This is a genomic window from Nocardia sp. CDC153 (assembly GCF_035818515.1).
Lineage (GTDB): Bacteria > Actinomycetota > Actinomycetes > Mycobacteriales > Mycobacteriaceae > Nocardia.
The window spans coordinates 69,869-88,075 of the sequence record NZ_JAYKYU010000008.1 but is presented as its reverse complement, the minus strand read 5'-3'; the positions used below and the strand labels follow the sequence as shown (position 1 = coordinate 88,075).

Genomic DNA, 18,207 nt, shown 5'->3' with positions numbered 1-18,207 from the left:
ACATGCCCGAATATTCCCTGCCCGGAACCGAAGTGGGACCCCGTCGTGCGCGGGTGCTCGGCGTGTGCGCCCTGGTGCTGTCGCTGTTGACCGTGGTCGGCTGGCGCGCCTGGCCCGAGACCACTCCCCCGGATGAGCTGCATGTGGCCCTGCTGGTGGGCCGGGTCGGCGCGGGCGTCGCGCCCGGCACCGATGTGCGTCTGGACGGTGTGCGCGTCGGCACGGTCACCGCCATCGACGCCTCGGGTGCCGGACGGCAGCGAATGACGCTGAACCTCAATGGTTCCCAACTCTTCGGTCTCACCGACGGGCTGACCCTGGATTACGCGCCGGGCAACCTGTTCGGGATCAGCTCGGTCGAATTGCATTCGGGCGCGGGGGGTTCGGCACTCGTCGACGGCGCGACCGTGGACCTCACCGGTGATGCGGGCCGGGTCCGCGACGCCACCTTGGCCACCCTGCTGAAGTCGACCGGCACCCTCACCGACCGGGTCCTGACCCCCGAACTGGTCGAGCTGCTGCGCCGATTCGCCCATGACCTCGACGGTTTCGTCCCGCTGCTGCAAGCCATCGGCGCGACCGCCCGCTCCTTCGCCGAGACCCAGCAGCTGCCGCCGTCGCTGCTGTTCGACCGGTACGGGTCCGCGCTGACCGGATTGCCGCCCATGCTCACCGGCGGCCTGGCGGTGCTGTGGGCGTCCTATACCAACGAGCATCTGAAAAGCGCCGAGCAACTGCAGAACTACGGCGCGATGTTCGATCGGATACGCGGCGAGTTGCTGCCGGTGGCCACCACCATGCTCGGCACCTCACAGCGGTATTTCCAGGGGCTGATGCCGATGGGCAGTCTGATCCTGGATCGGATCGCCGCCTCGGTGAGCACGCCCGACCGCTCGGCGGGGCAGCTCACCGACCTGCTCTCGCGCCTGGGCGCGGCCTTCCACGACAGCCCGGACGGGCCGGTGCTCGACGCCGCCGTGGAGCTGGTTCCCGCCCTGGCGCAACCGCTTTCGGCGCAGCTGGGACCGGCCGACGGGGAGGGCCCGCGATGAGAACCCCCGCCCTGCTGCTGCGCGTCGGCACGGCCGTCGTGGTCATGACGGTGGTGCTGATCGGCGTGTTCCGCGTGGTCGAGCGCCCGGTGAGCGGCGAAACAGACACCTACACCGCGCTTTTCACCGACGCCAATGGCGTGCGCGTCGGCGACGATGTGCGGCTGTACGGGGTTCAGGTCGGCAAGGTCGAGGCCGTGGGGCTGTCCGGCAGCCTGGCCCGCGTGCGGTTCACCGTCAGCCGCGACCACCCGGTCTTCGCCAATACCACCATCGCGGTCCGCTTCCAGAACCTCACCGGCTTCCGCTATCTGGATCTGCAGCAGCCCGAGCGGCCCGTCGGCCGCCGCGCCCCCGGCGACGCCTTCACCGCCGCGGAGACCGTGCCCGCCTTCGACATCACGACGCTGTTCAAGGGTCTGCAACCGGTGCTGGCGCAGATGTCGCCCGATGACCTCAACCAGTTCGCGACCTCCGTGCTGGCGGTCATCCAGGGCGACGGCACCGGTCTGGGCCCGGCGCTGGGTGGTATCGAGAAGCTCAGCCACTACGCCACCGATCGGCAGGCGGTGCTGTCCACCCTGGTCGCGAATCTGTCCCAGGTCTCCGAGCACATGGGCGGCAAGTCGGGCAATGCCATCAAGCTGCTCACCAATATGACCGACCTGTTCGTCACCATCAGCGACAAACTGCCGGGTCTGATCACTTTCTCCGCCACCATTCCGCCGGTGCTGCAACCACTTCGGGACCTGCTCACCGTGCTCGGTGTCACCGGTGCCCGCGACCGGGACCTGGACACCGTCCTGAAGCAGGCGTTCCCGGACCCGAAGCAGGCGGTGGCCGTGTTCGACCGGCTGCCGGGCCTGATTCAGGCCATGACCGCCGCGGTGCCGCCGACCGGTCCCGACGCCGTACCCACCTGCTTGCACGGCCCGGCCACCGCGCCCGAGCCGCTGCGGCTGCTGATCGCCGGACAGAGGATCACGCTGTGCCAGAACTGAGATCGTGGCGGCCCAGTCTCGAGTCGTGGGGGCAGCGCACCGGCCACCCCGAACCCCGTGACGACATCCGCTGGGGCATAGCCGGATTGGCCGTCGTCGTGCTGCTGGTCATCGCCATCGGCGCGGTGTACGCCACCGGAACCACCCCCGAGCACACCTATCGTGCCGACCTGTCCCAGGCCGGCACGATTCGCACCGGCGACGATGTGCGAGTCGCCGGGATCCCGGTGGGCAAGGTGAAATCGCTGACCCTGCTGGCGGATCGGGTGCGCATGGAGTTCAGCGTCGCCGCCGACACCTTCGTCGGCGATCAGAGCACCCTGGACGTGCGCATGCTGACCGTGGTCGGCGGCTACTATCTGGCGCTCACGCCCGCGGGCGCGAAACCCTTGGGCGACAGCGTGATTCCGCAGGATCGAGTGCAGCTGCCCTACAGCCTCACCCGCGCCTTCCAGGACGCGATCGACCCGGTCGCCAAGATCGACGGCGGCATGCTGCGCCAGGATCTGGCCGCGGTGTCCCAATCGGTCGGCGGCAGCCCGGATTCGGTGCGCGCGGCCCTGCACGCGGCCGGTGATCTGGTCGGCATCCTGGACAAGCAGAACGCCGATATCTCGCGCACCCTGTCCATGGCCGACGAGTATCTCTCGGCGCTCGACGCGAATTCCGATGTGCTGGCCCGGCTGATGAACACCTTCGGCACCCTCGAGGAGCTCATCCGCAACAACAAGGTGGTGGTGTCGCAGGCGCTGCGCGATCTCGCGGCGGTGGCCACCGACTTCACCCCGCTGGGCCGGGCCTGGGACAACGGCCTGAAGGATCGCGCGCAGACCCTGGCCGATGCCATCCCGACACTGAGCGAGCTCGGTGATCGGCTGGGCACGCTGCTGGATTCGGTACGCGGCCTGGAGCAGCGTCTGCGGCCATTGCTGCCCGCGGGCGGCGGGGTGAGCGTCGATCAGTCGGGCGCGAGTGTGCCGGTCGCCTCGGTGTGCGTGCCCGTACCCGTGCCCGGAGGAGGGTGCTGAATGGTCAAGCGAGTACTGGGCTCTCGCGGGTTCATGTCGATCGCGGTCGTGCTGACCCTCGTGCTGGCGGCCGGGATCGGTCTGCGCCTGAGCAAACCCGAGCCGCCCACGCGCGGCTACTGCGCCGAAATGCCCGACACCATCGGCCTGTACAAAGGCAGCGCCGTCGCCATCCTCGGCATACCGGTCGGCCGGGTCACCGAGATCAGCCCGCACGGTCCGACGGCCCTGGTGCGCTTCACCGTCCGGGCCGACCGCAAGCTGCCGCCCGATGTCGGCGCGGTGACCGTGAGCGACACCCTGGTCTCCGACCGCACCCTCACCCTGATCGGGGCCGAACCGACCGGGGCGGCCTGGAATCCGGACACCTGCATCACCAAAACGCTGACACCCAAGAGCCTTTCGCAGACCTTCGCCGCGCTCACCAGCCTGGTCGACGGTTTGAACGGCGGCGGGGACGCCGGTCAGCGCACCGCGCTCGCCTCCGGCCTCGATGCCCTGGATGCGGCGACCACCGGCACCGGCGATGAGATCAACGGCCTCATCAAACAGCTGTCCACCGCGCTCGCCGCGCCCGACGCCGCGGTCGGCCATCTGGGCAAGCTGCTGGACGCGCTCACCGAGCTGGCCCATCGCGCGCGCAACGGTTGGCCGCACCTGCGTGAGGTGTCCATCGGTCTGCCGCAGGCCTTCACCGATATCGTCAACCTGGCCTTCCCGCCCATCATCGAGCTGGTGGCGGCGCTGACCAATGTGCTGCCGCAGGCCAATGACGCCATCATGATGCTGGCTGCGCCGCTGCTGAAGAAGCTCGATGGCGCGGGCCTCGCGCGGCTGCTCGCCTCGGGGGTGGGTTCGCTCACCCAGGTGATCGGCATGGCCCCGGCGGTGGCCACCGGTTTCGCCACCGCGCTCGACCCGGACACCGGACAGTTCACCCTCGGGTACGCGCCGCCGAAACTCGCACTCGCGCAGTCCGATTCCGATCGGCTGTGCGCGGCCGTGCAGGCCCTCACCGGAGCGGGCTGCCAGGTGAGCGGTGGAGTGGTCACGGTTCCCGCGGTGCCCGCGCTGTTGGCGGCGGTGAGCGCGCGATGAACACCTGGCGTCGTGCCGGAGTGCACGTGATCACCTATCTCACGGTGCTTTTCGCGGTCACCGCCTGCGATCTGCAGCCCGCCGACATTCCCGTTCCCGGCTCGGGCGTCTCGGGACCCACCTACACCCTGCGCATCGAGTTCGCCAATGTGCTGAATCTGCCGCAGGGCGCGAAGGTGCTCGCCGACGGCGTGCGGGTCGGTCAACTCACCCACGTCACCCTGGTGGACGCGCAGCCCGCGACCGGTGACCGACCCGCCAAGCCCGGATACGCCATCGCCGATATCGCCGTGCGCGCCGCGGTGCGGCTGCCCGTGGGCACCACCGCCGAACTGCGCCAGGACACGCCGCTCGGCGATGTCCACATCGCGCTGTCCGAGCCCGCGACTTCCGGTGCGGCACAACTGCGACCGGGCGCGACCATCCCGCTCGCCGACACCACCCGCTCGCCCTCGATCGAGGACGTGCTGGCCGGGTTGTCGACCTTCATCGGCAGCGGCGCGGTCTCCGACTTCCAGGACATCGTGCGCAAGATGAACGGGGTGATGCCGCGCGATCCGGCCGACACCGCGCGCATCGCCGGGGTGCTGGGTGCGGACTTCACCGATCTGGGTGACCATCTCGCCTCGGTCGACGCCCTGCTGGACGGTCTGCAGGCCACGGTGAACGACGGGGTCGCCAAGAACGAGCCCACGCTCGACGGCCTGCTCACCCCCTTCGGCGTCCAGCACACCACCGACGCCATCACCGCCGAGAACGGTGTCATCTTCGTGCTCACCGCCCTCGGCCCGCTGGGTCCGTCGGCCGCCTGGCTCGGCCCGCTGGTCGGTTCGCTGGACGGGGCGGCGCGCGCGGTGGTGCCGATGCTGTTCGGCAGCCATCCGCTCGACAGCGATTCGCCGTCGAACATGAAGCTGCTCACCGATCTCATTCAGAACAAGCTGATTCCGTTCGCCGAACGCGGACCCAAGGTGAACCTGGTCGGGGTGAGCGTGGCGAGCCCTGCCCTGTCGGCGGACGACCGCACCGACCGCATTGTCGACACCCTGCGCATGATCGGAGCCGTGCGATGAACACCCGTACGCTGCTGTCGTTCTCGGCCATCGCGGCGGTGCTGGTGCTGGGCATCGCCTACATGACCGTCGGCGTCCTGCATCTCGATCCCCGGCGCGCCTACTTCGATGCCGAACTGCGCCTGGACAATTCGGGTGGGCTCGGGGTGAATTCGCCGATCCTGCTGACCGGCATCCAAATCGGCCGCACCGAGGCGGTCGACAAGCAGGCACACGGGGTGCGGGTGCGACTGCGCATCGACGACCGCTACCGCGTCCCCGTCGCCAGCGAGGTGCGCATCGAACAGCTCTCGGCGCTCGGCGAGCCCTACCTGGAATTCGCGCCGCAGTCGGCGGCGGGGCCGTATCTGTCCGACGGCCAGGTCATCTCGGCCGATCGGGCGCACGCGCCGACCACCGTCACCGATCTGGCGGCGCGGGTGGTGGATCTGCTGAACCAATTGCATCCGGACTCGATCGGACACCTGGTCGGCACCTTCGACCGCGCCCTGTCCGGCACCGATGACGCCGTCGCGGTGCTGCAGCGCTCCACCGATCTGCTGGCGGCCACCCTGCTCAGCCGCACCGCCGCCATCCGCCAGCTGTTCACCGACCTACAGGCGATGGGCGGCGATATGGACTGGCTCGGACCCTCGCTCGCCAATGCGGGGCCCCCACTCGGCCAGTTCGGCGTCACCCTCAACGACATCGTCGCCAATGGTGCCGCCCTGGCCGAAAGTCGGCCGGTGGCCTCGTATTTCACCGGCGACGGCTTGGTCCCGTTCCTGCAGTCACTGGATTCCCTGATCGCGCAGATCGGGCCAAGTCTGGCTCCGCTGGGGCCCGCCCTGGATCCCGTGGTGCGCGACGCGCTGAAGCGCACCCCCGCCCTCGATATCAGCGCGCTCATCGACCAGGCCCTGCGCGGCGTCGGGGACGACGGCGCGGTGCACTTCCGGATCGTCCTGAAAGGACAGCCATGACCACCACCACCGAGCCGACCGCGAAGACCCCGGAGAAGCCCGCGGAGAAGTCTCCCGAGACCGCGAAAAGCCCACGCACCGTGTCGATTCGGCTCTCGACCGTGCTGATCGCCGCCGCGTTCGCCGCGCTGCTGGCGGTATCGGTCACCTTCGGGGTGCTCTACGCCCACGCGGCGGCCACGCTGTCGGACCGCGACGCGACCGCCGCCGCCGACCGGCACGCCGAACAGATCGCCAGCGATTACGCCCTCGGGGCCTCCACCATCGACTACCACGATGTGAAGGGCTGGCTGGGCCGCCTGCAGGCGGGCACCACACCCCAGCTGTCGGCCAAATTCGACGCCACCGCACCACAACTCGAACAGATCCTGCTGCCCCTGCAGTGGACCTCCAAGGCCACCGTGCTCTCGGCGGCGGTGACCTCCGAAGCGGGCGGCATCTACAAGGTCAACGCCTACCTGAACGTCACCTCGACCAGCGCGCAGACCCCGGACGGCGCACAGACCACGGTCACCTATTCCATGACCATCGACCGCAATTCCGGCTGGAAGATCACCGAGGTGGGCGGCCTGCAGAACGCCCTGCCCACCAAGTAGCCGGTCAGTCCGGGATCGAGTCGGTGTGGTCGAGGGGGCCGCCGAGGAGGTCGGTCGCGGCGCGGTGGATCTTCTCGAGGGCCGACATCAGGTGTTCGCGTTCGGCGTCGGTGAGGTCGGCGGTGACGTTGTCCGACAGGGCTTTTCGGTCGGCTTCGACGGGGGCGCGGAGGGCGCGGCCGCGGTCGGTGAGCCAGAGGCGGACCAGGCGGTTGTCGTGGTCGTCGCGGCGGCGGGTGAGCAGGCCCGCGGCGGTCATGCGGGTGGCCATCTTGACGACGGTGGGGGTGGTGACATCGAGGGCGGCGGCCATCTCCCCCGGCGTACGGCCGTCACGTTCCCACAGGACGGCCAGCACGTGATTCTGGCCGAGGTGTAGGCCGTGGCGGCGCATATCGCGATCGGCCAAGGCGCGCAAGGCTTTCGAGGTGCGGCCGTGCAGGTCGAGGAAGTCGGACACGAATCCTCCAGTCGGGGGCGGGCAGCTATTGACCACCGATCGTTAGCCGTCTAACGTTTTTCGGTAGACGGCTAACGATCTGGAGATGCCAATGCTACTGCTGACCGGAGCGACCGGGAACATCGGCCGCGAACTCACCCGCATTCTCGACGCCGACGGGATCGAATTTCGCGCCCTGGTACGAGATTCGACCCGGGCGGAGATCCTGCCGCTGAGCGCCGAACCCGCCCGCGGCGACCTCGACGACCCGGCTGCCCTGCAACACGCCATGATCGGCGTGACAACCCTGTTCCTCCTGGTCCAGGGCATGGGCCTGAACCACACCCGCAATGCCCTGGCGGCCGCCGAGCACGCGGGCGTCGGCCGCATCGTCCTGATCTCCTCGGCCCACGTCCTGGTCGAGCCGCTGCCCGCCATGGGCAGCTGGCATCACGCCCGCGAAGAACTGGTGCGCGCCAGCGGAATTCCCGCCACCATCCTGCGCCCCGGCGGCTACATGTCCAACGCCCTGGAATGGATCCCGGCCGTCCGCGCGGGCGAGGCGATCCTCGACCCCTCCGGCCCCGGCCGCTACGCCCCCATCGACCCGGCCGACATCGCCGCCGTGGCAGCCCACTGCCTGACCACCCCGGGCCACGAGGGCGCGGCATATCACCTCACCGGCCCCGAAACCCTCACCATCGCCGAGCAGGTGGCGATCCTGTCCCGAATCATCAACCGGAACATCAAAATCCGCGAGGCCGTCACTCCGGAGGAGGTGGTGGCCGCCCGCTTCCCGAACGGCGCTCCACCACGTCTGGCCGAAGCCCTCGTGGAAGGCTTCGCCATCCTGCGCGCGGGAGTCGTGAGCACGCGCACCGATACGGTGGCCGAACTACTGGGCCGTCCGGCCCACACCTTCGCCGACTGGTGCGAGGCACACCGTTCAGCGTTCACCGACTGACTCATCGAACGTCCAAGCGCCCCACCGGGTTGGGGCGCTACCGCGGTGTCACCACTGGCCCGGGACATAGTCGCCGCCGACCACACCGGAGATGACGTTCAGCCGGTTCCAGGTGTTGATGGTGGCGATCAAAGAGATCAGCGCGCCGATCTGGTCGTCGTCGTAGTGCTTACGGACCTGGGCCCAGGTGTCTTCCGAGATGCCGGGCGAGGCGTCGGCCAGGCGGGTGCCCTCCTCGGTGAGGGCCAGGGCGGCGCGTTCGGCGTCGGTGAAGACGGTGGATTCCTTCCAGGCGGCGACGAGGGCCAAGCGGACGGCGGTCTCACCGGCCGCGGCGGCGTCCTTGGTGTGCATGTCCAGGCACATGCCGCAGTGGTTGATCTGGGAGGCGCGGATCTTCACCAGTTCCTGGGTGGCCTTGGGCAGGGTCGAGTCGTCGATGAGGCGGCTGGCGGCGGTGAAGCGCTTGATGAACTTGCCGGCGAGCTCGTTCTCGAACATGTTGAAGCGGGTCATCGTTCTCTCTTTTCCGTGTGGGTTTCGGTTGCCTTCGTCAGGTTGACGACGCGGCCCGCCCCGGTGTGACATCGGCTCCGCTGTGATGCCGGTCACGGGATTTTGTGAAATCGCCTCCGCCGAAGGCCATCCGGCGCGATCATGATTCGGAAGATTGTGAACCGACCGGTAGTCACATCCGGGCTACCTAGGGGGTTGCGATGCTCGACGCAGGCAGACATCGGAAAATCTCACCCAGCGGTCAGTGGCAGGGGGTCCGCCCGACCGTGCGGCGCGGCGGTACCGGCCGCCATCACCGATCCATCCCGAAAACCTTCCGCACCAAGGCGATCCAGGCCTTACTCCCCAGCGCCACGGTGCTCGCGCTGGCCGCGGCCCCGGCCCACGCGGACGCGCCGGAACCGGTGCGGGCCGAGATCCCGCCGCTGCCGGTGCAGATCGATCCGCTCGCGGGTCTGTCCCAGAACCTGTGGGCGGACATCGATGCTCTGAAAACGCTCAACTTCACCGATGTCGACCTCAATGGCATCGGACTGCCCGGCATCGATCTCCCGGGCGTCAATCTGCCCGCCCTGTTCGCCCCGGATACCGCGATCGTGGTGCTCGGGTACGGATTGGAGCCCGACGGCCAGATGCGTCCGGAACTCATGGCGCGCTTGTACGCCGGGTACGTCTCGGCCCTGCTGTCCCCGCAGGCCCCGATCATCGTGACCGGCGGCAATCCGCAGAACGGTGTCACCGAGGCGGACGCCATGGCGGACTGGCTGGTCGATCACGGCATCGACCGCGCCCGCATCCACACGGAGACCCGGGCGAATTCGACGATCCAGAACGCGACCTTCTCGGCGCAGCTCATGGACATCATCGGCGCGCACGCGGCGATCCTGATCACCTCGGCGGACCATATCGCCCGGGCGCTGTCGAATTTTCAGGCGGCCGGAATCTCGGTGGTGGCGACCATGACTCCGGACGCGGCTCCCCTCGCCGCGGTGCCGTTCGGGCCGCACAACTGAGAAACCGAGGGCCCGCCGATCGATGCGATCGGCGGGCCCGAGGTTTGCCGTTCAGGCGAGGTAGCGGGTGATGCTCTCGGCGACGCAGGCGGGCTTGTCCTGGCCCTCGATCTCCACGGTCACCGTCCGCACGACCTGGACGCCGCCGGGGATGTCGGTGACGGAGTCGAGGGTGAACCGCCCGCGAATGCGGCTGTCCACGCGCACCGGGTTGATGAAGCGAACCTTGTTGAGCCCGTAGTTGATCGCCATGGTGGCGCAGCTGACGCTCATGGCCTGCGCGGTCATGGGCACGGTCAGCGACAGGGTGAGGAACCCGTGCGCGATGGTGCGCCCGTAGGGTCCGGCGGCGGCGCGTTCGGCGTCGACGTGGATCCACTGGTGGTCGTCGGTGGCGTCGGCGAAGGTGTCGATGCGGCGCTGATCGACCGTGATCCATTCGCTCACACCGATTTCCGTGCCGACCGCCTTGCGCAGCTGGTCGAAGTCGCCGAAGTCGGTCATGCGTAACGCTCCTTCAGTTCCCGCTTGAGGATCTTGTGGGTGGGTCCCATGGGCAGTTCGGTGACGAACTCGACCCGGCGCGGGTACTTGTACCGGGCCACATGCTCTTTGGCGTACTCGATGACCTCCTCGGCGGTCAATGGCCCGGACGGCACCACGATGGCCAGGATCTCCTCGCCGTGACTCTCGTCGGGGACGCCGATGATCGCGACCTGCGCGATGCGCGGGTGCCGCAGCAGCGCCGCCTCGACCTCGGTCGGGTACACGTTGAACCCGCCGCGAATGATCATCTCCTTGATCCGGTCCACGATGCGCAGGTATCCGGCCTCGTCCTTGACGCCGAGGTCGCCGGTGCGAAACCAGCCGTCCACCATGACTTCCGCGGTGGCGTCGGGGCGGCCGGTGTACCCGGAGAACACATTGTGGCCGCGCACCACGACCTCGCCGATGGATCCGGCGGGGAGCAGGGTGATGCGGTCGCGCCGATCGGGGTCGGCGATCTCGACCTCCACGCCCCACACCGGATGCCCGACGGTGCCGACCTCGGGACCCAGCAGCGGCTGATTCACCGTTGCGGTCGGCGAGGTTTCGGACAGGCCGTAGCCCTCGAGAATGTGCGAGCCGTAGACCTTCTCGAACTCCTCGATGATGACCGGCGGCAGGGCCGCGCCGCCGGAGATGCACAGCCGCAGCTTGGGCAGCTCCGCGGCGTCCCCGGCCGCCGCGAGGAGTCCGTGGTACATGGTCGGCACGCCGTGGAAGGTGTTGACGTTCTCCCGCACCATCAGCTGGATCGCCTGTGCCGCATCGAATCTCGGCAGCAGCACCAGCGTCGCCCCGACCCGCCAGTGCGAGTTCATGGAGACGGTCTGCCCGAACACGTGGAACAGCGGCAGCGCCCCGAGCGCGATGTCCTCGCGCTCGACCTCATTGGCGTCGAAGGCGTTCACCGTGGCGCACATGACCATATTGAGGTGGCTGAGCTCCGCGCCCTTGGGCCGCCCGGTCGTGCCGGAGGTGTAGAACACCACGGCGGTGTCGAGCGGGCTGCGGGAGACGTAGGTCGAAATCGCCTCGCCGGTCAGTTCTTTCGGGTTCAGGCAGTCGATGCCGACCCGGCTGGCGGCTTCCTTGCCGACGGCCTCGACCATGGGATGGCAGATCAGCATCTTGGCCCCGCTGTCGCGCAGCACGTATTCGGCTTCGTCGGCGGTGAGCAGCAGGTGCACCGGCACCACGGTCGCGCCCGCCGCCAGGATGGCGAAGTAGGCGCGCGTGAAGTCCGCGGTGTTCGGTCCCATGAGCGCGACCCGGTCGCCCGGCCGCACCCCCGCTCCGATGAGCGCACCGGCCTGTTCGCGGGCCTGCCGCCACAGGTCGCGGAAGGTGATGCGCTGGTCGCCCTCGATCAGGGCGAGGTGGTCGGGTCGCCGCCACGCCGGTTCGGCGAGGATGCTGGCCAGGGAGAGAGTCGCGTTCATTGAGACCTCGGGTTGATCGATGGGCGGGGTGTCAGAGGCCCATGCTCTTGGCAATGATCATCTTCATGACTTCGCTTGTGCCGCCGTAGATTCGGTTCACGCGGTTGTCGGCGTAGAGGCGGGCGATGGGGTACTCGTTGATGAACCCGTAGCCGCCGTGCAGCTGGAGGCAGCGGTCGATCACCCGGTGCGCGACCTCGGTGCAGAACAGCTTGGCCGAGGCGGCGTCCGCCGGGGAGAGGGTGCCTTCGTCGAGGGCTTCGAGGCCGCGGTCGACCACGGCCTCGGCGGCGTCCACCTCGGCCTGGCAGGCGGCCAGCTCGAACTTGGTGTTCTGGAAGCCCGCGACCGGCTGGCCGAAGACCTTGCGCTGCTGGGTGTATTCCTTGGCGAACCGGATCGCGGCCTTGGCCTGCGCGTACGCGCCGACGGCAATGGACAGCCGCTCCTGCGGCAGGTTCTGGCCCAGGTAGGAGAAGCCCTTGTGCTCCTCGCCCAGCAGGTCCTCGACCGGCACCTTGACGTCGGTGAAGCTGAGTTCAGCGGTGTCGGAGACCTTGAGGCCCAACTTGTCCAGCTTGCGGCCGACGGTGTAGCCCGGCGACTTGGTGTCCACCGCGAACAGCGAAATGCCGTGGCGGCGATCGCCTTCGGTGGGCGCTGCGGTGCGCGCGCACACGATGACCCGGTCGGCCAGCACACCGCCGGTGATGAAGGTCTTGGACCCGTTCAGCACGTAGTGCGTGCCGTCTTCGGAAAGCTTTGCGGTGGTGCGCATTCCGGCCAGGTCCGAGCCGGTGCCGGGCTCGGTCATGGCGATGGCGAACATGGTCTCGCCGGACACGAAGCCCGGCAGCCAGCGCTGCTTCTGCTCCTGGGTGGCCAGGTTCAGGATGTAGGGCAGGCACAGTCCGACGTGCACGCCCGAACCGCCCAAAGACACCGCGGCGCGGGCGCATTCCTCGATGAGAATGGCCTGGAACTTGAACGACTCGATGCCCGCGCCACCGAACTCCTCGGGCACCTCGATGCCGAAGACCCCGAGTTCGCCCAGCTTGTAATAGAACTCGCGCGGCGCGATTCCGGCGGCGTACCACTCGTCGTAGACCGGCACGACCTCCGCCTCGAGAAAGGCGCGCACGGTCTCACGGAAGGCTTCGTGGTCCTTGTCGAAAATTGTTCTCTGCATGGTGAAGATCTCCGAACTAGAGGCGGCGGCCGCCGTCGACGTAGATGGTCTGGCCGGTGACGAAGGACGCGTTGTCGGAGACGAGGAACGACACCACGTTCGCGATGTCCGCGGGCTCGCCGACCCGGCGCAGCGGTGTGATCTTGGCGGCCTGCTCGCGGAACTCCTCCGGCGAGACGCCCACACGCGCGGCGGTGGCATCGGTCATCTCGGTGACGATGAAGCCCGGCGCGACGGCGTTGACATTGATGCCGAACGGCCCCAATTCCATTGCCAGCGTGCGGGTCAGCCCCTGGATGCCCATCTTGGCGGCGCTGTAGTTGGCCTGCCCCCGGCTGCCCAGCGCGGACACGCTGGAGGTGTTCACGATCTTGCCGGACTTCTGCTTCACCATGTACTTCTGCGCCTCCCGCGAGCACAGGAACGTGCCCTTGAGATGCACCGACATGACGATGTCCCAGTCCTCCACCGACATCTTGAACAGCAGGTTGTCGCGCAGCACGCCCGCGTTGTTGACCAGCACGTCGATCGAACCCAGTTCCGCGGCAATGCGTTCGAACGCGGCCCGCACCTGGGCTTCGTCGGTGACATTGCAACCCACGGCGATGGCCTTGCCGCCCTTGGCGACAATGGCGTCCACGGCGTCCTTGCAGGCGGCCTCGTCCAGATCGACGATGGCGACGGCGAATCCGTCGGCGGCCAGCCGGGCCGCGGTGCCCGCGCCGATGCCCCGGGCCGCGCCGGTCACTACCGCTACTTTCGACATGAGTGAATCTCCTTCTCAGACAATGGCTTTTGCTCAGACAAAGGCGTTGACGCCCGTCAGGGCGCGCCCGATGAGCAGTTTCTGAATCTGACTGGTGCCCTCGTAGAGGGTGAGCACGCGGGCGTCGCGCAAATACTTCGACACCGGGTACTCGTCGATGTAGCCGTATCCGCCGAACACCTGAATGGCATTGTTGGCGGCCTTCACCGCGGCCTCGCTGGCGAACAGCTTGGCGACCGAGGCCTCGGTGCCGAAGGGCTTGCCCTTCTCGACCAGATCCGCCACCCGCCAGGTCAGCAGCCGCGCCGCCTCGACCTCCACGGCGATATCGGCGATGAGTTCCTGAACCAGCTGGTAGGAGGCGATCGGCTTGCCGAACTGCTCGCGCTGGCCAGCGTATTGCACAGCGGCCTCCAGGCAGCCGCGCGCGACGCCGACGCATCCGGCGGCCACGCCCATGCGGCCCTTGTCCAGGGCGGCCATGGCGATCTTGAAGCCCTGGCCGAGTTCCCCGAGCCGGTTGGCGTCGGGCACGCGCACCCCGTCCAGCACCAGTTCGGCGGTGGCCTGGCCGCGCAGCCCGAGCTTGCCCTTGATCTCGGTGCGGGTGAATCCCGGTGCGTCCGTGGGCACCAGGAACGCGGTCACGCCTCGGGGCCCGGGCCCGCCGGTGCGCGCGAAGACGATCGCGACATCGGCCCAGGTGCCATTGGTAATGAAGATCTTGGTGCCCGACAGCAGCCAATCCGCGCCGTCGGCAACGGCTTTGGTGGTCAGATTGCCCGCGTCGGAGCCGGTGCCCGGTTCGGTGAGCCCGAAGCAGCCCAGCGCCTGCCCGGCGCACAACCGCGGCAGCCACGCGCGCTTCTGCGCTTCGCTGCCGTAGGTCTTGATCGTCTTCGCGACCAGCCCCAGCGACACCGACACGATGCCGCGCACCGAGCTGTCGCCGCGCCCGAGTTCCTCGAGCAGCAGGCAGTAGTCCAGGGCGGTGCCGCCGGAGCCGCCGTACTCCTCCGGGATCTCGATGCCGAGAAAGCCCATGTCCCCGAGCTTTCCGACGATCGCGGTGTCCACCGATTCGGCCCGGTCCCAGGCGGCGGCGTGGGGCACGACCTCTTTGTCCACCCAGGCGCGCGCCAGCTCGCGAAGTTCGCGCTGCGACTCGCCGAGTTCGAAGTCCATGATTGTGACGTCTCCTAACCAAACGTTGTTAGGTTTATAACTCGACGCTATCCTAACAGTGTTCGGTTATCAAGGATCCGGTGCTAAATTCGACCCGCGACGGGGGGATCATCGGGGTCCACCACACGAGGAGGTGAGCCGGATGGCCAGGCCGAAAGTGCCGCTGCTGAGCCGCGAACGCATTCGCGAGGCGGCGTTGACGCTGATCGACCGCGACGGGCTCGCCGACCTGTCCATGCGCAAACTCGCCGCCGAACTCGGGGTGCAGGCCGCTTCGCTCTACACCCACTACCCCACCAAGGACGCCGTCCTCGACGACATCGCGGGCGGCATCATGACCCGCGTCGACACCTCGGCCTTCGCATCGGGCGACTGGCGCACCGGGCTGGTGTCGTGGGCGCACTCGTATCGCGACGCCCTGGTCCGCCACCCCAATTTCGTCGCCTACCTGGCCGCGGGACCTGGTACCCGCGAGGAGAACCTGCGCCACGCCGATGCCGTGCACGGCGGCCTGGTCTCCGCGGGCTGGCCCCCGCGCGAGGCCACCATGATCGGCGCGGCCACCCGATATCTGGTCATGGGCGCGACCATGGGCTCCTTCTCGCGCGGCTTCGTCGACGACGTCCAGGTCTACCGCGACCGGTACCCCCACCTCGAGCAGGCGCACCTGCTGCGCGCCAAGGCCGACGAAATCGATGCCGAGAGTTTCGAATTGGCGCTGACCGCCTTCGTCGACGGACTGCAGCTGCGCTACGACGCCCTCGGCAAGAAGCGCGGCAGGTAGACACGAAAAGGCGGACCCATCGTCGACGGGTCCGCCCGGTTGTTCCGAATCCTATTGCGCGATGTGCGCTTTGGCCTCCTCGTACCCCAGCTGCTCGGGCGCTTCGGCGGGCCCGTAGACCGTATGCAGCACACCGGTCTTGAAGGCCTTCACCGAAAGCAGCTGCAGCGGAACGGTAGTCCCCTCCTCGAACAGCCGCAGGCCGCCGTTCTGCAGGGCGATCGGATGCACGAGCAGATGCAGTTCGTCGATCAGACCGGCCTCGAGCAGCTGCCGCACCACCGAGGTGGAGCCGCTGAGGGTGATCTCGCCGCCCTCCTCGGCCTTGAGCGCGGTCACCACGTCGACCAGCTCGCCCTTGGGCTGTTCGGAGTTGCGCCAGGTGAATTCGAGGTCCCGATGCGAGAAGACGATCTTGCGCAGATCGCCCAACGCCTTCGCGAATCCGGCATCCTCGCCGCCCGCGGCCTCGCGCTCGGGCCACGCACCGGCGAAGGAGTCGTAGGTGACCCGGCCGAACAGCAGGGTGTCGGCGGGGGCGACGAGGGCCGAAACCGCCTCGCCCATCTCGTCGTTGAAGTAGGGGAAGTGCCAGTCCTGCGGGTTGTCGACAATGCCGTCGACGGAGATGAACAGTCCAGCGGTGATCTTGCGCATCGGTGTGCTCCTTGGCTGTGGGTCGTGATGTCGGCCGCGCGGTTGTTCATAGGACGGCCCCCACAGCCGAAATTCATCGCCGAAGCATCAACCGTAACGAGCGGTCAGTCGCGCAGGGCCGCTTTCAGGACGCCGACGGCAATGGAGTGAGCGAGACTTCGGCGATCTCGTGCAGACGCTCGCGCGAAATGCCCATGCGGCTCAACTGGATCAGCCCCTGGGAGACCAGGACGATGTGTGCGCTCATGGCGGAGACGGAGTTCATGACGGACGCGGGGGCATCCGCCCCGAGATCGCGGCGCAGCCGTTCGGCGACCGCCTCCTCCATGGCCCGGGTGGTGCGCGCGCCGATCTCCGCGACCTCGGGAATCCGGCTGCCCAGCGCGGCGACGCTATTGATCATCAGGCAGCCGCGGCGACCGGGTTGGGCGGCGCAATCCTCGGCGACGGCGCGCAGCAGGGCCAGCACGGCGGCGCGGGTGGAGCCGGGCGCGGCCAGCACGGTGTCGCGCACGAACGCGGCCCGGCGATCGCAATAGCGGGCGAACGCGGCCAGAAACAGTCCGCGCTTGTTGCCGTAAGCGCCGTAGATGCTTCCATTGCCGACACCGGCGACCAGCGAGACATCCTCCACCGAGGTGTCGTCGTACCCCTTGGACCAGAACTGCTCGATCGCGGCGTCGAGCAGGTTCGATTCATCGAACTGTCGCGGCCGTCCCATGGGGGCACCGTACCAATCAACCTGCGACGACGCGCACACCGCTTGTTTTGGAGGCGTGCCTCCATAATACTGGTTGACATGTCCTCATCCGTGGCGCGGCCGCGCAGGCGCATTGGTTTCCTGGTGTTCGACGGTGTCAAGATGCTCGATTTCGCCGGTCCGGCAGAAGTATTCGTGGAGGCCAATCAATCGGTCTCCGACTACGAGGTGGTACTGATCTCCCCCGACGGGAGCGGGGTGCGCACGTCGCTGGGCACCAAGCTCGAGGTCAATGCCGCGGCGGCAGCGGCCGGAGACTTCGACACCGTCGTCATACCGGGCAGTGAACTGCCGCCCGCGCGCTTCGTCACCGATCAGCTGCTGGCCGCCGCCCGCGTGCTCTCGACCCGGACCCGTCGGCTCGCCTCGATCTGCAGCGGCGCGTTCGTGTTGGCCCGGCTCGGATTGTTGGACGGCAGGCCCGCGACCACCCATTGGAAGTTCACCCGCGAACTGGCGCAGCGGTATCCGGCCATCGAGGTGCGGCCCGATTCGATCTTCGTGCGCGACGGCAATCTGTACACCTCGGCGGGAGTCGTGGCGGGTGTGGATCTGGCGCTGGCCCTGGTCGAGGAGGACCACGGGCCGGAAGTGACTCGGCGCGTGGCGCAATCGCTGGTCGTGTACATGCAGCGCGGCGGCGGCCAGTCCCAGTTCACGGCGGCGCTGAGCGGGCCACCGCCGCGGAGTGCGCTGGTGGCCCGGGTGGCGGACCTGATCTGCTCGAATCCCGCCTTCCCCCATACGGTTCGAACCCTCGCCGCCCACGCCCAGGTCAGTCCCCGCCACCTGACCCGCCTGTTCCGCACCGAATTGGAGCGCTCCCCCGCCGAATACGTGGCCTTCGTGCGCTTCTGTGCCGCCCGTGACCTCCTGCACGCAGGTCACACCGTCACCGAGGCCGCCATGGCCGCGGGCTACGGCAATAGCGAAACCCTGCGCCGCGCCTTCATCGCCCGCCTGGGCATCTCGCCGCGCAAGTACCAACAGCGTTTCCGCTCAACGGGTTCGGCGGCCCTGTCGGACCAGGAGGAACTGGCGGACCAGGAGGAACTGGCGGACGAGGCGGAGCTGGCCGTGTCCTGATCCACCGGGCGCAGACGACGCAGGCCCCGAGCTGGATGGCTCGGGGCCTGAAT

20 protein-coding genes are annotated in these 18,207 nt (G+C 68.3%); 11 read left to right on the top strand and 9 right to left on the bottom strand.

Annotated elements, in window-relative coordinates:
- Positions 1-2: 2 nt before the first annotated feature.
- The 7 genes from VMT65_RS35560 to VMT65_RS35530 are packed head-to-tail and all read left to right on the top strand — an operon-like array spanning position 3 to position 6,810.
- Positions 3-1,052, top strand: coding sequence for an MlaD family protein (locus VMT65_RS35560; protein ID WP_326313082.1), 1,050 nt, complete (start codon positions 3-5; stop codon positions 1,050-1,052).
- Positions 1,049-2,053 (top strand): MlaD family protein, encoded by a 1,005-nt coding sequence (locus VMT65_RS35555; protein WP_326313081.1) that lies wholly within the window; start codon positions 1,049-1,051, stop codon positions 2,051-2,053. Before VMT65_RS35560 ends, VMT65_RS35555 begins: the two co-directional genes overlap by 4 nt.
- A complete protein-coding gene (locus VMT65_RS35550; protein ID WP_326313080.1) occupies positions 2,041-3,081 on the top strand; it encodes an MlaD family protein in 1,041 nt (346 codons plus the stop codon). The genes VMT65_RS35555 and VMT65_RS35550 overlap by 13 nt, the downstream gene beginning before the upstream one ends.
- Positions 3,082-4,179 carry an MlaD family protein gene (locus VMT65_RS35545; RefSeq protein WP_326313079.1) on the top strand — a complete coding sequence of 366 codons (1,098 nt, stop codon included), beginning with the start codon at positions 3,082-3,084 and terminating at the stop codon, positions 4,177-4,179.
- Positions 4,176-5,252 (top strand): MlaD family protein, encoded by a 1,077-nt coding sequence (locus tag VMT65_RS35540; RefSeq protein ID WP_326313078.1) that lies wholly within the window; start codon positions 4,176-4,178, stop codon positions 5,250-5,252. The genes VMT65_RS35545 and VMT65_RS35540 overlap by 4 nt, the downstream gene beginning before the upstream one ends.
- Positions 5,249-6,214, top strand: a complete 966-nt coding sequence (locus VMT65_RS35535; protein ID WP_326313077.1) for an MlaD family protein — start codon at positions 5,249-5,251, stop codon at positions 6,212-6,214. The genes VMT65_RS35540 and VMT65_RS35535 overlap by 4 nt, the downstream gene beginning before the upstream one ends.
- Positions 6,211-6,810 (top strand): hypothetical protein, encoded by a 600-nt coding sequence (locus tag VMT65_RS35530; protein WP_326313076.1) that lies wholly within the window; start codon positions 6,211-6,213, stop codon positions 6,808-6,810. The genes VMT65_RS35535 and VMT65_RS35530 overlap by 4 nt, the downstream gene beginning before the upstream one ends.
- Positions 6,811-6,814: 4 nt before the next feature.
- Here the strand turns inward: VMT65_RS35530 and VMT65_RS35525 are convergent, their stop codons facing one another.
- The gene (locus VMT65_RS35525; protein WP_326313075.1) at positions 6,815-7,270 is read right to left on the bottom strand and encodes a MarR family winged helix-turn-helix transcriptional regulator; all 456 of its coding nucleotides are present in this window, start codon (positions 7,268-7,270) and stop codon (positions 6,815-6,817) included.
- An 85-nt stretch (positions 7,271-7,355) separates the two neighbouring features.
- Between VMT65_RS35525 and VMT65_RS35520 the strand changes: the two genes are divergently transcribed.
- Complete coding sequence (locus tag VMT65_RS35520; protein WP_326313074.1) at positions 7,356-8,213, top strand: NAD(P)H-binding protein; 858 nt, start codon at positions 7,356-7,358, stop codon at positions 8,211-8,213.
- A 48-nt stretch (positions 8,214-8,261) separates the two neighbouring features.
- Here the strand turns inward: VMT65_RS35520 and VMT65_RS35515 are convergent, their stop codons facing one another.
- Positions 8,262-8,729 carry a carboxymuconolactone decarboxylase family protein gene (locus tag VMT65_RS35515; protein WP_326313073.1) on the bottom strand — a complete coding sequence of 156 codons (468 nt, stop codon included), beginning with the start codon at positions 8,727-8,729 and terminating at the stop codon, positions 8,262-8,264.
- 200 nt (positions 8,730-8,929) lie between these two features.
- On the opposite strand from VMT65_RS35515, the gene VMT65_RS35510 reads away from it, so the two are divergent.
- Positions 8,930-9,742, top strand: coding sequence for a YdcF family protein (locus tag VMT65_RS35510; protein WP_326313072.1), 813 nt, complete (start codon positions 8,930-8,932; stop codon positions 9,740-9,742).
- A gap of 51 nt (positions 9,743-9,793) precedes the next feature.
- Here the strand turns inward: VMT65_RS35510 and VMT65_RS35505 are convergent, their stop codons facing one another.
- Genes VMT65_RS35505 through VMT65_RS35485 form a run of 5 tightly spaced genes read right to left on the bottom strand, consistent with a single transcriptional unit; the run spans position 9,794 to position 14,867 of the window.
- The gene (locus VMT65_RS35505; protein ID WP_326313071.1) at positions 9,794-10,246 is read right to left on the bottom strand and encodes a MaoC family dehydratase; all 453 of its coding nucleotides are present in this window, start codon (positions 10,244-10,246) and stop codon (positions 9,794-9,796) included.
- A complete protein-coding gene (locus VMT65_RS35500; RefSeq protein WP_326313070.1) occupies positions 10,243-11,727 on the bottom strand; it encodes a long-chain-fatty-acid--CoA ligase in 1,485 nt (494 codons plus the stop codon). Before VMT65_RS35500 ends, VMT65_RS35505 begins: the two co-directional genes overlap by 4 nt.
- Before the next feature lie 31 nt (positions 11,728-11,758).
- On the bottom strand, positions 11,759-12,916 hold the full coding sequence (locus VMT65_RS35495; protein ID WP_326313069.1) for an acyl-CoA dehydrogenase family protein: 1,158 nt from the start codon (positions 12,914-12,916) through the stop codon (positions 11,759-11,761).
- A gap of 16 nt (positions 12,917-12,932) precedes the next feature.
- A complete protein-coding gene (gene fabG, locus VMT65_RS35490) occupies positions 12,933-13,682 on the bottom strand; it encodes a 3-oxoacyl-ACP reductase FabG (RefSeq protein ID WP_326313068.1) in 750 nt (249 codons plus the stop codon).
- 33 nt (positions 13,683-13,715) lie between these two features.
- Entirely contained in the window at positions 13,716-14,867 is a 1,152-nt protein-coding gene (locus tag VMT65_RS35485) for an acyl-CoA dehydrogenase family protein (RefSeq protein WP_326313067.1), read from the bottom strand.
- Positions 14,868-15,009: 142 nt separating this feature from the next.
- Between VMT65_RS35485 and VMT65_RS35480 the strand changes: the two genes are divergently transcribed.
- Entirely contained in the window at positions 15,010-15,651 is a 642-nt protein-coding gene (locus VMT65_RS35480; protein WP_326313066.1) for a TetR/AcrR family transcriptional regulator, read from the top strand.
- Positions 15,652-15,702: 51 nt separating this feature from the next.
- Here VMT65_RS35480 and VMT65_RS35475 read toward each other — a convergent pair whose 3' ends face one another.
- Both VMT65_RS35475 and VMT65_RS35470 read right to left on the bottom strand, forming a co-directional pair.
- Positions 15,703-16,308, bottom strand: coding sequence for a dihydrofolate reductase family protein (locus VMT65_RS35475; protein ID WP_326313065.1), 606 nt, complete (start codon positions 16,306-16,308; stop codon positions 15,703-15,705).
- Positions 16,309-16,432: 124 nt separating this feature from the next.
- Positions 16,433-17,029, bottom strand: a complete 597-nt coding sequence (locus tag VMT65_RS35470) for a TetR/AcrR family transcriptional regulator (protein ID WP_326313064.1) — start codon at positions 17,027-17,029, stop codon at positions 16,433-16,435.
- 78 nt (positions 17,030-17,107) lie between these two features.
- Here VMT65_RS35470 and VMT65_RS35465 point away from each other — a divergent pair, with 78 nt between their 5' ends.
- Positions 17,108-18,154: a GlxA family transcriptional regulator gene (locus VMT65_RS35465; protein WP_326313063.1), complete on the top strand. Its 1,047-nt coding sequence runs from the start codon at positions 17,108-17,110 to the stop codon at positions 18,152-18,154.
- Positions 18,155-18,207: the final 53 nt, after the last annotated feature.

Bases quoted from the DNA above. Each gene is read 5' to 3' on its own strand.
- VMT65_RS35560 (WP_326313082.1), top strand. From the start codon at position 3: ATGCCCGAATATTCCCTGCCCGGAACCGAAGTGGGACCCCGTCGTGCG.
- VMT65_RS35555 (WP_326313081.1), top strand. From the start codon at position 1,049: ATGAGAACCCCCGCCCTGCTGCTGCGCGTCGGCACGGCCGTCGTGGTC.
- VMT65_RS35545 (WP_326313079.1), top strand. From the start codon at position 3,082: ATGGTCAAGCGAGTACTGGGCTCTCGCGGGTTCATGTCGATCGCGGTC.
- VMT65_RS35540 (WP_326313078.1), top strand. From the start codon at position 4,176: ATGAACACCTGGCGTCGTGCCGGAGTGCACGTGATCACCTATCTCACG.
- VMT65_RS35535 (WP_326313077.1), top strand. From the start codon at position 5,249: ATGAACACCCGTACGCTGCTGTCGTTCTCGGCCATCGCGGCGGTGCTG.
- VMT65_RS35530 (WP_326313076.1), top strand. From the start codon at position 6,211: ATGACCACCACCACCGAGCCGACCGCGAAGACCCCGGAGAAGCCCGCG.
- VMT65_RS35520 (WP_326313074.1), top strand. From the start codon at position 7,356: ATGCCAATGCTACTGCTGACCGGAGCGACCGGGAACATCGGCCGCGAA.
- VMT65_RS35515 (WP_326313073.1), bottom strand. From the start codon at position 8,729: ATGACCCGCTTCAACATGTTCGAGAACGAGCTCGCCGGCAAGTTCATC.
- VMT65_RS35510 (WP_326313072.1), top strand. From the start codon at position 8,930: ATGCTCGACGCAGGCAGACATCGGAAAATCTCACCCAGCGGTCAGTGG.
- VMT65_RS35505 (WP_326313071.1), bottom strand. From the start codon at position 10,246: ATGACCGACTTCGGCGACTTCGACCAGCTGCGCAAGGCGGTCGGCACG.
- VMT65_RS35500 (WP_326313070.1), bottom strand. From the start codon at position 11,727: ATGAACGCGACTCTCTCCCTGGCCAGCATCCTCGCCGAACCGGCGTGG.
- VMT65_RS35495 (WP_326313069.1), bottom strand. From the start codon at position 12,916: ATGCAGAGAACAATTTTCGACAAGGACCACGAAGCCTTCCGTGAGACC.
- fabG (WP_326313068.1), bottom strand. From the start codon at position 13,682: ATGTCGAAAGTAGCGGTAGTGACCGGCGCGGCCCGGGGCATCGGCGCG.
- VMT65_RS35485 (WP_326313067.1), bottom strand. From the start codon at position 14,867: ATGGACTTCGAACTCGGCGAGTCGCAGCGCGAACTTCGCGAGCTGGCG.
- VMT65_RS35480 (WP_326313066.1), top strand. From the start codon at position 15,010: ATGGCCAGGCCGAAAGTGCCGCTGCTGAGCCGCGAACGCATTCGCGAG.
- VMT65_RS35475 (WP_326313065.1), bottom strand. From the start codon at position 16,308: ATGCGCAAGATCACCGCTGGACTGTTCATCTCCGTCGACGGCATTGTC.
- VMT65_RS35470 (WP_326313064.1), bottom strand. From the start codon at position 17,029: ATGGGACGGCCGCGACAGTTCGATGAATCGAACCTGCTCGACGCCGCG.
- VMT65_RS35465 (WP_326313063.1), top strand. From the start codon at position 17,108: ATGTCCTCATCCGTGGCGCGGCCGCGCAGGCGCATTGGTTTCCTGGTG.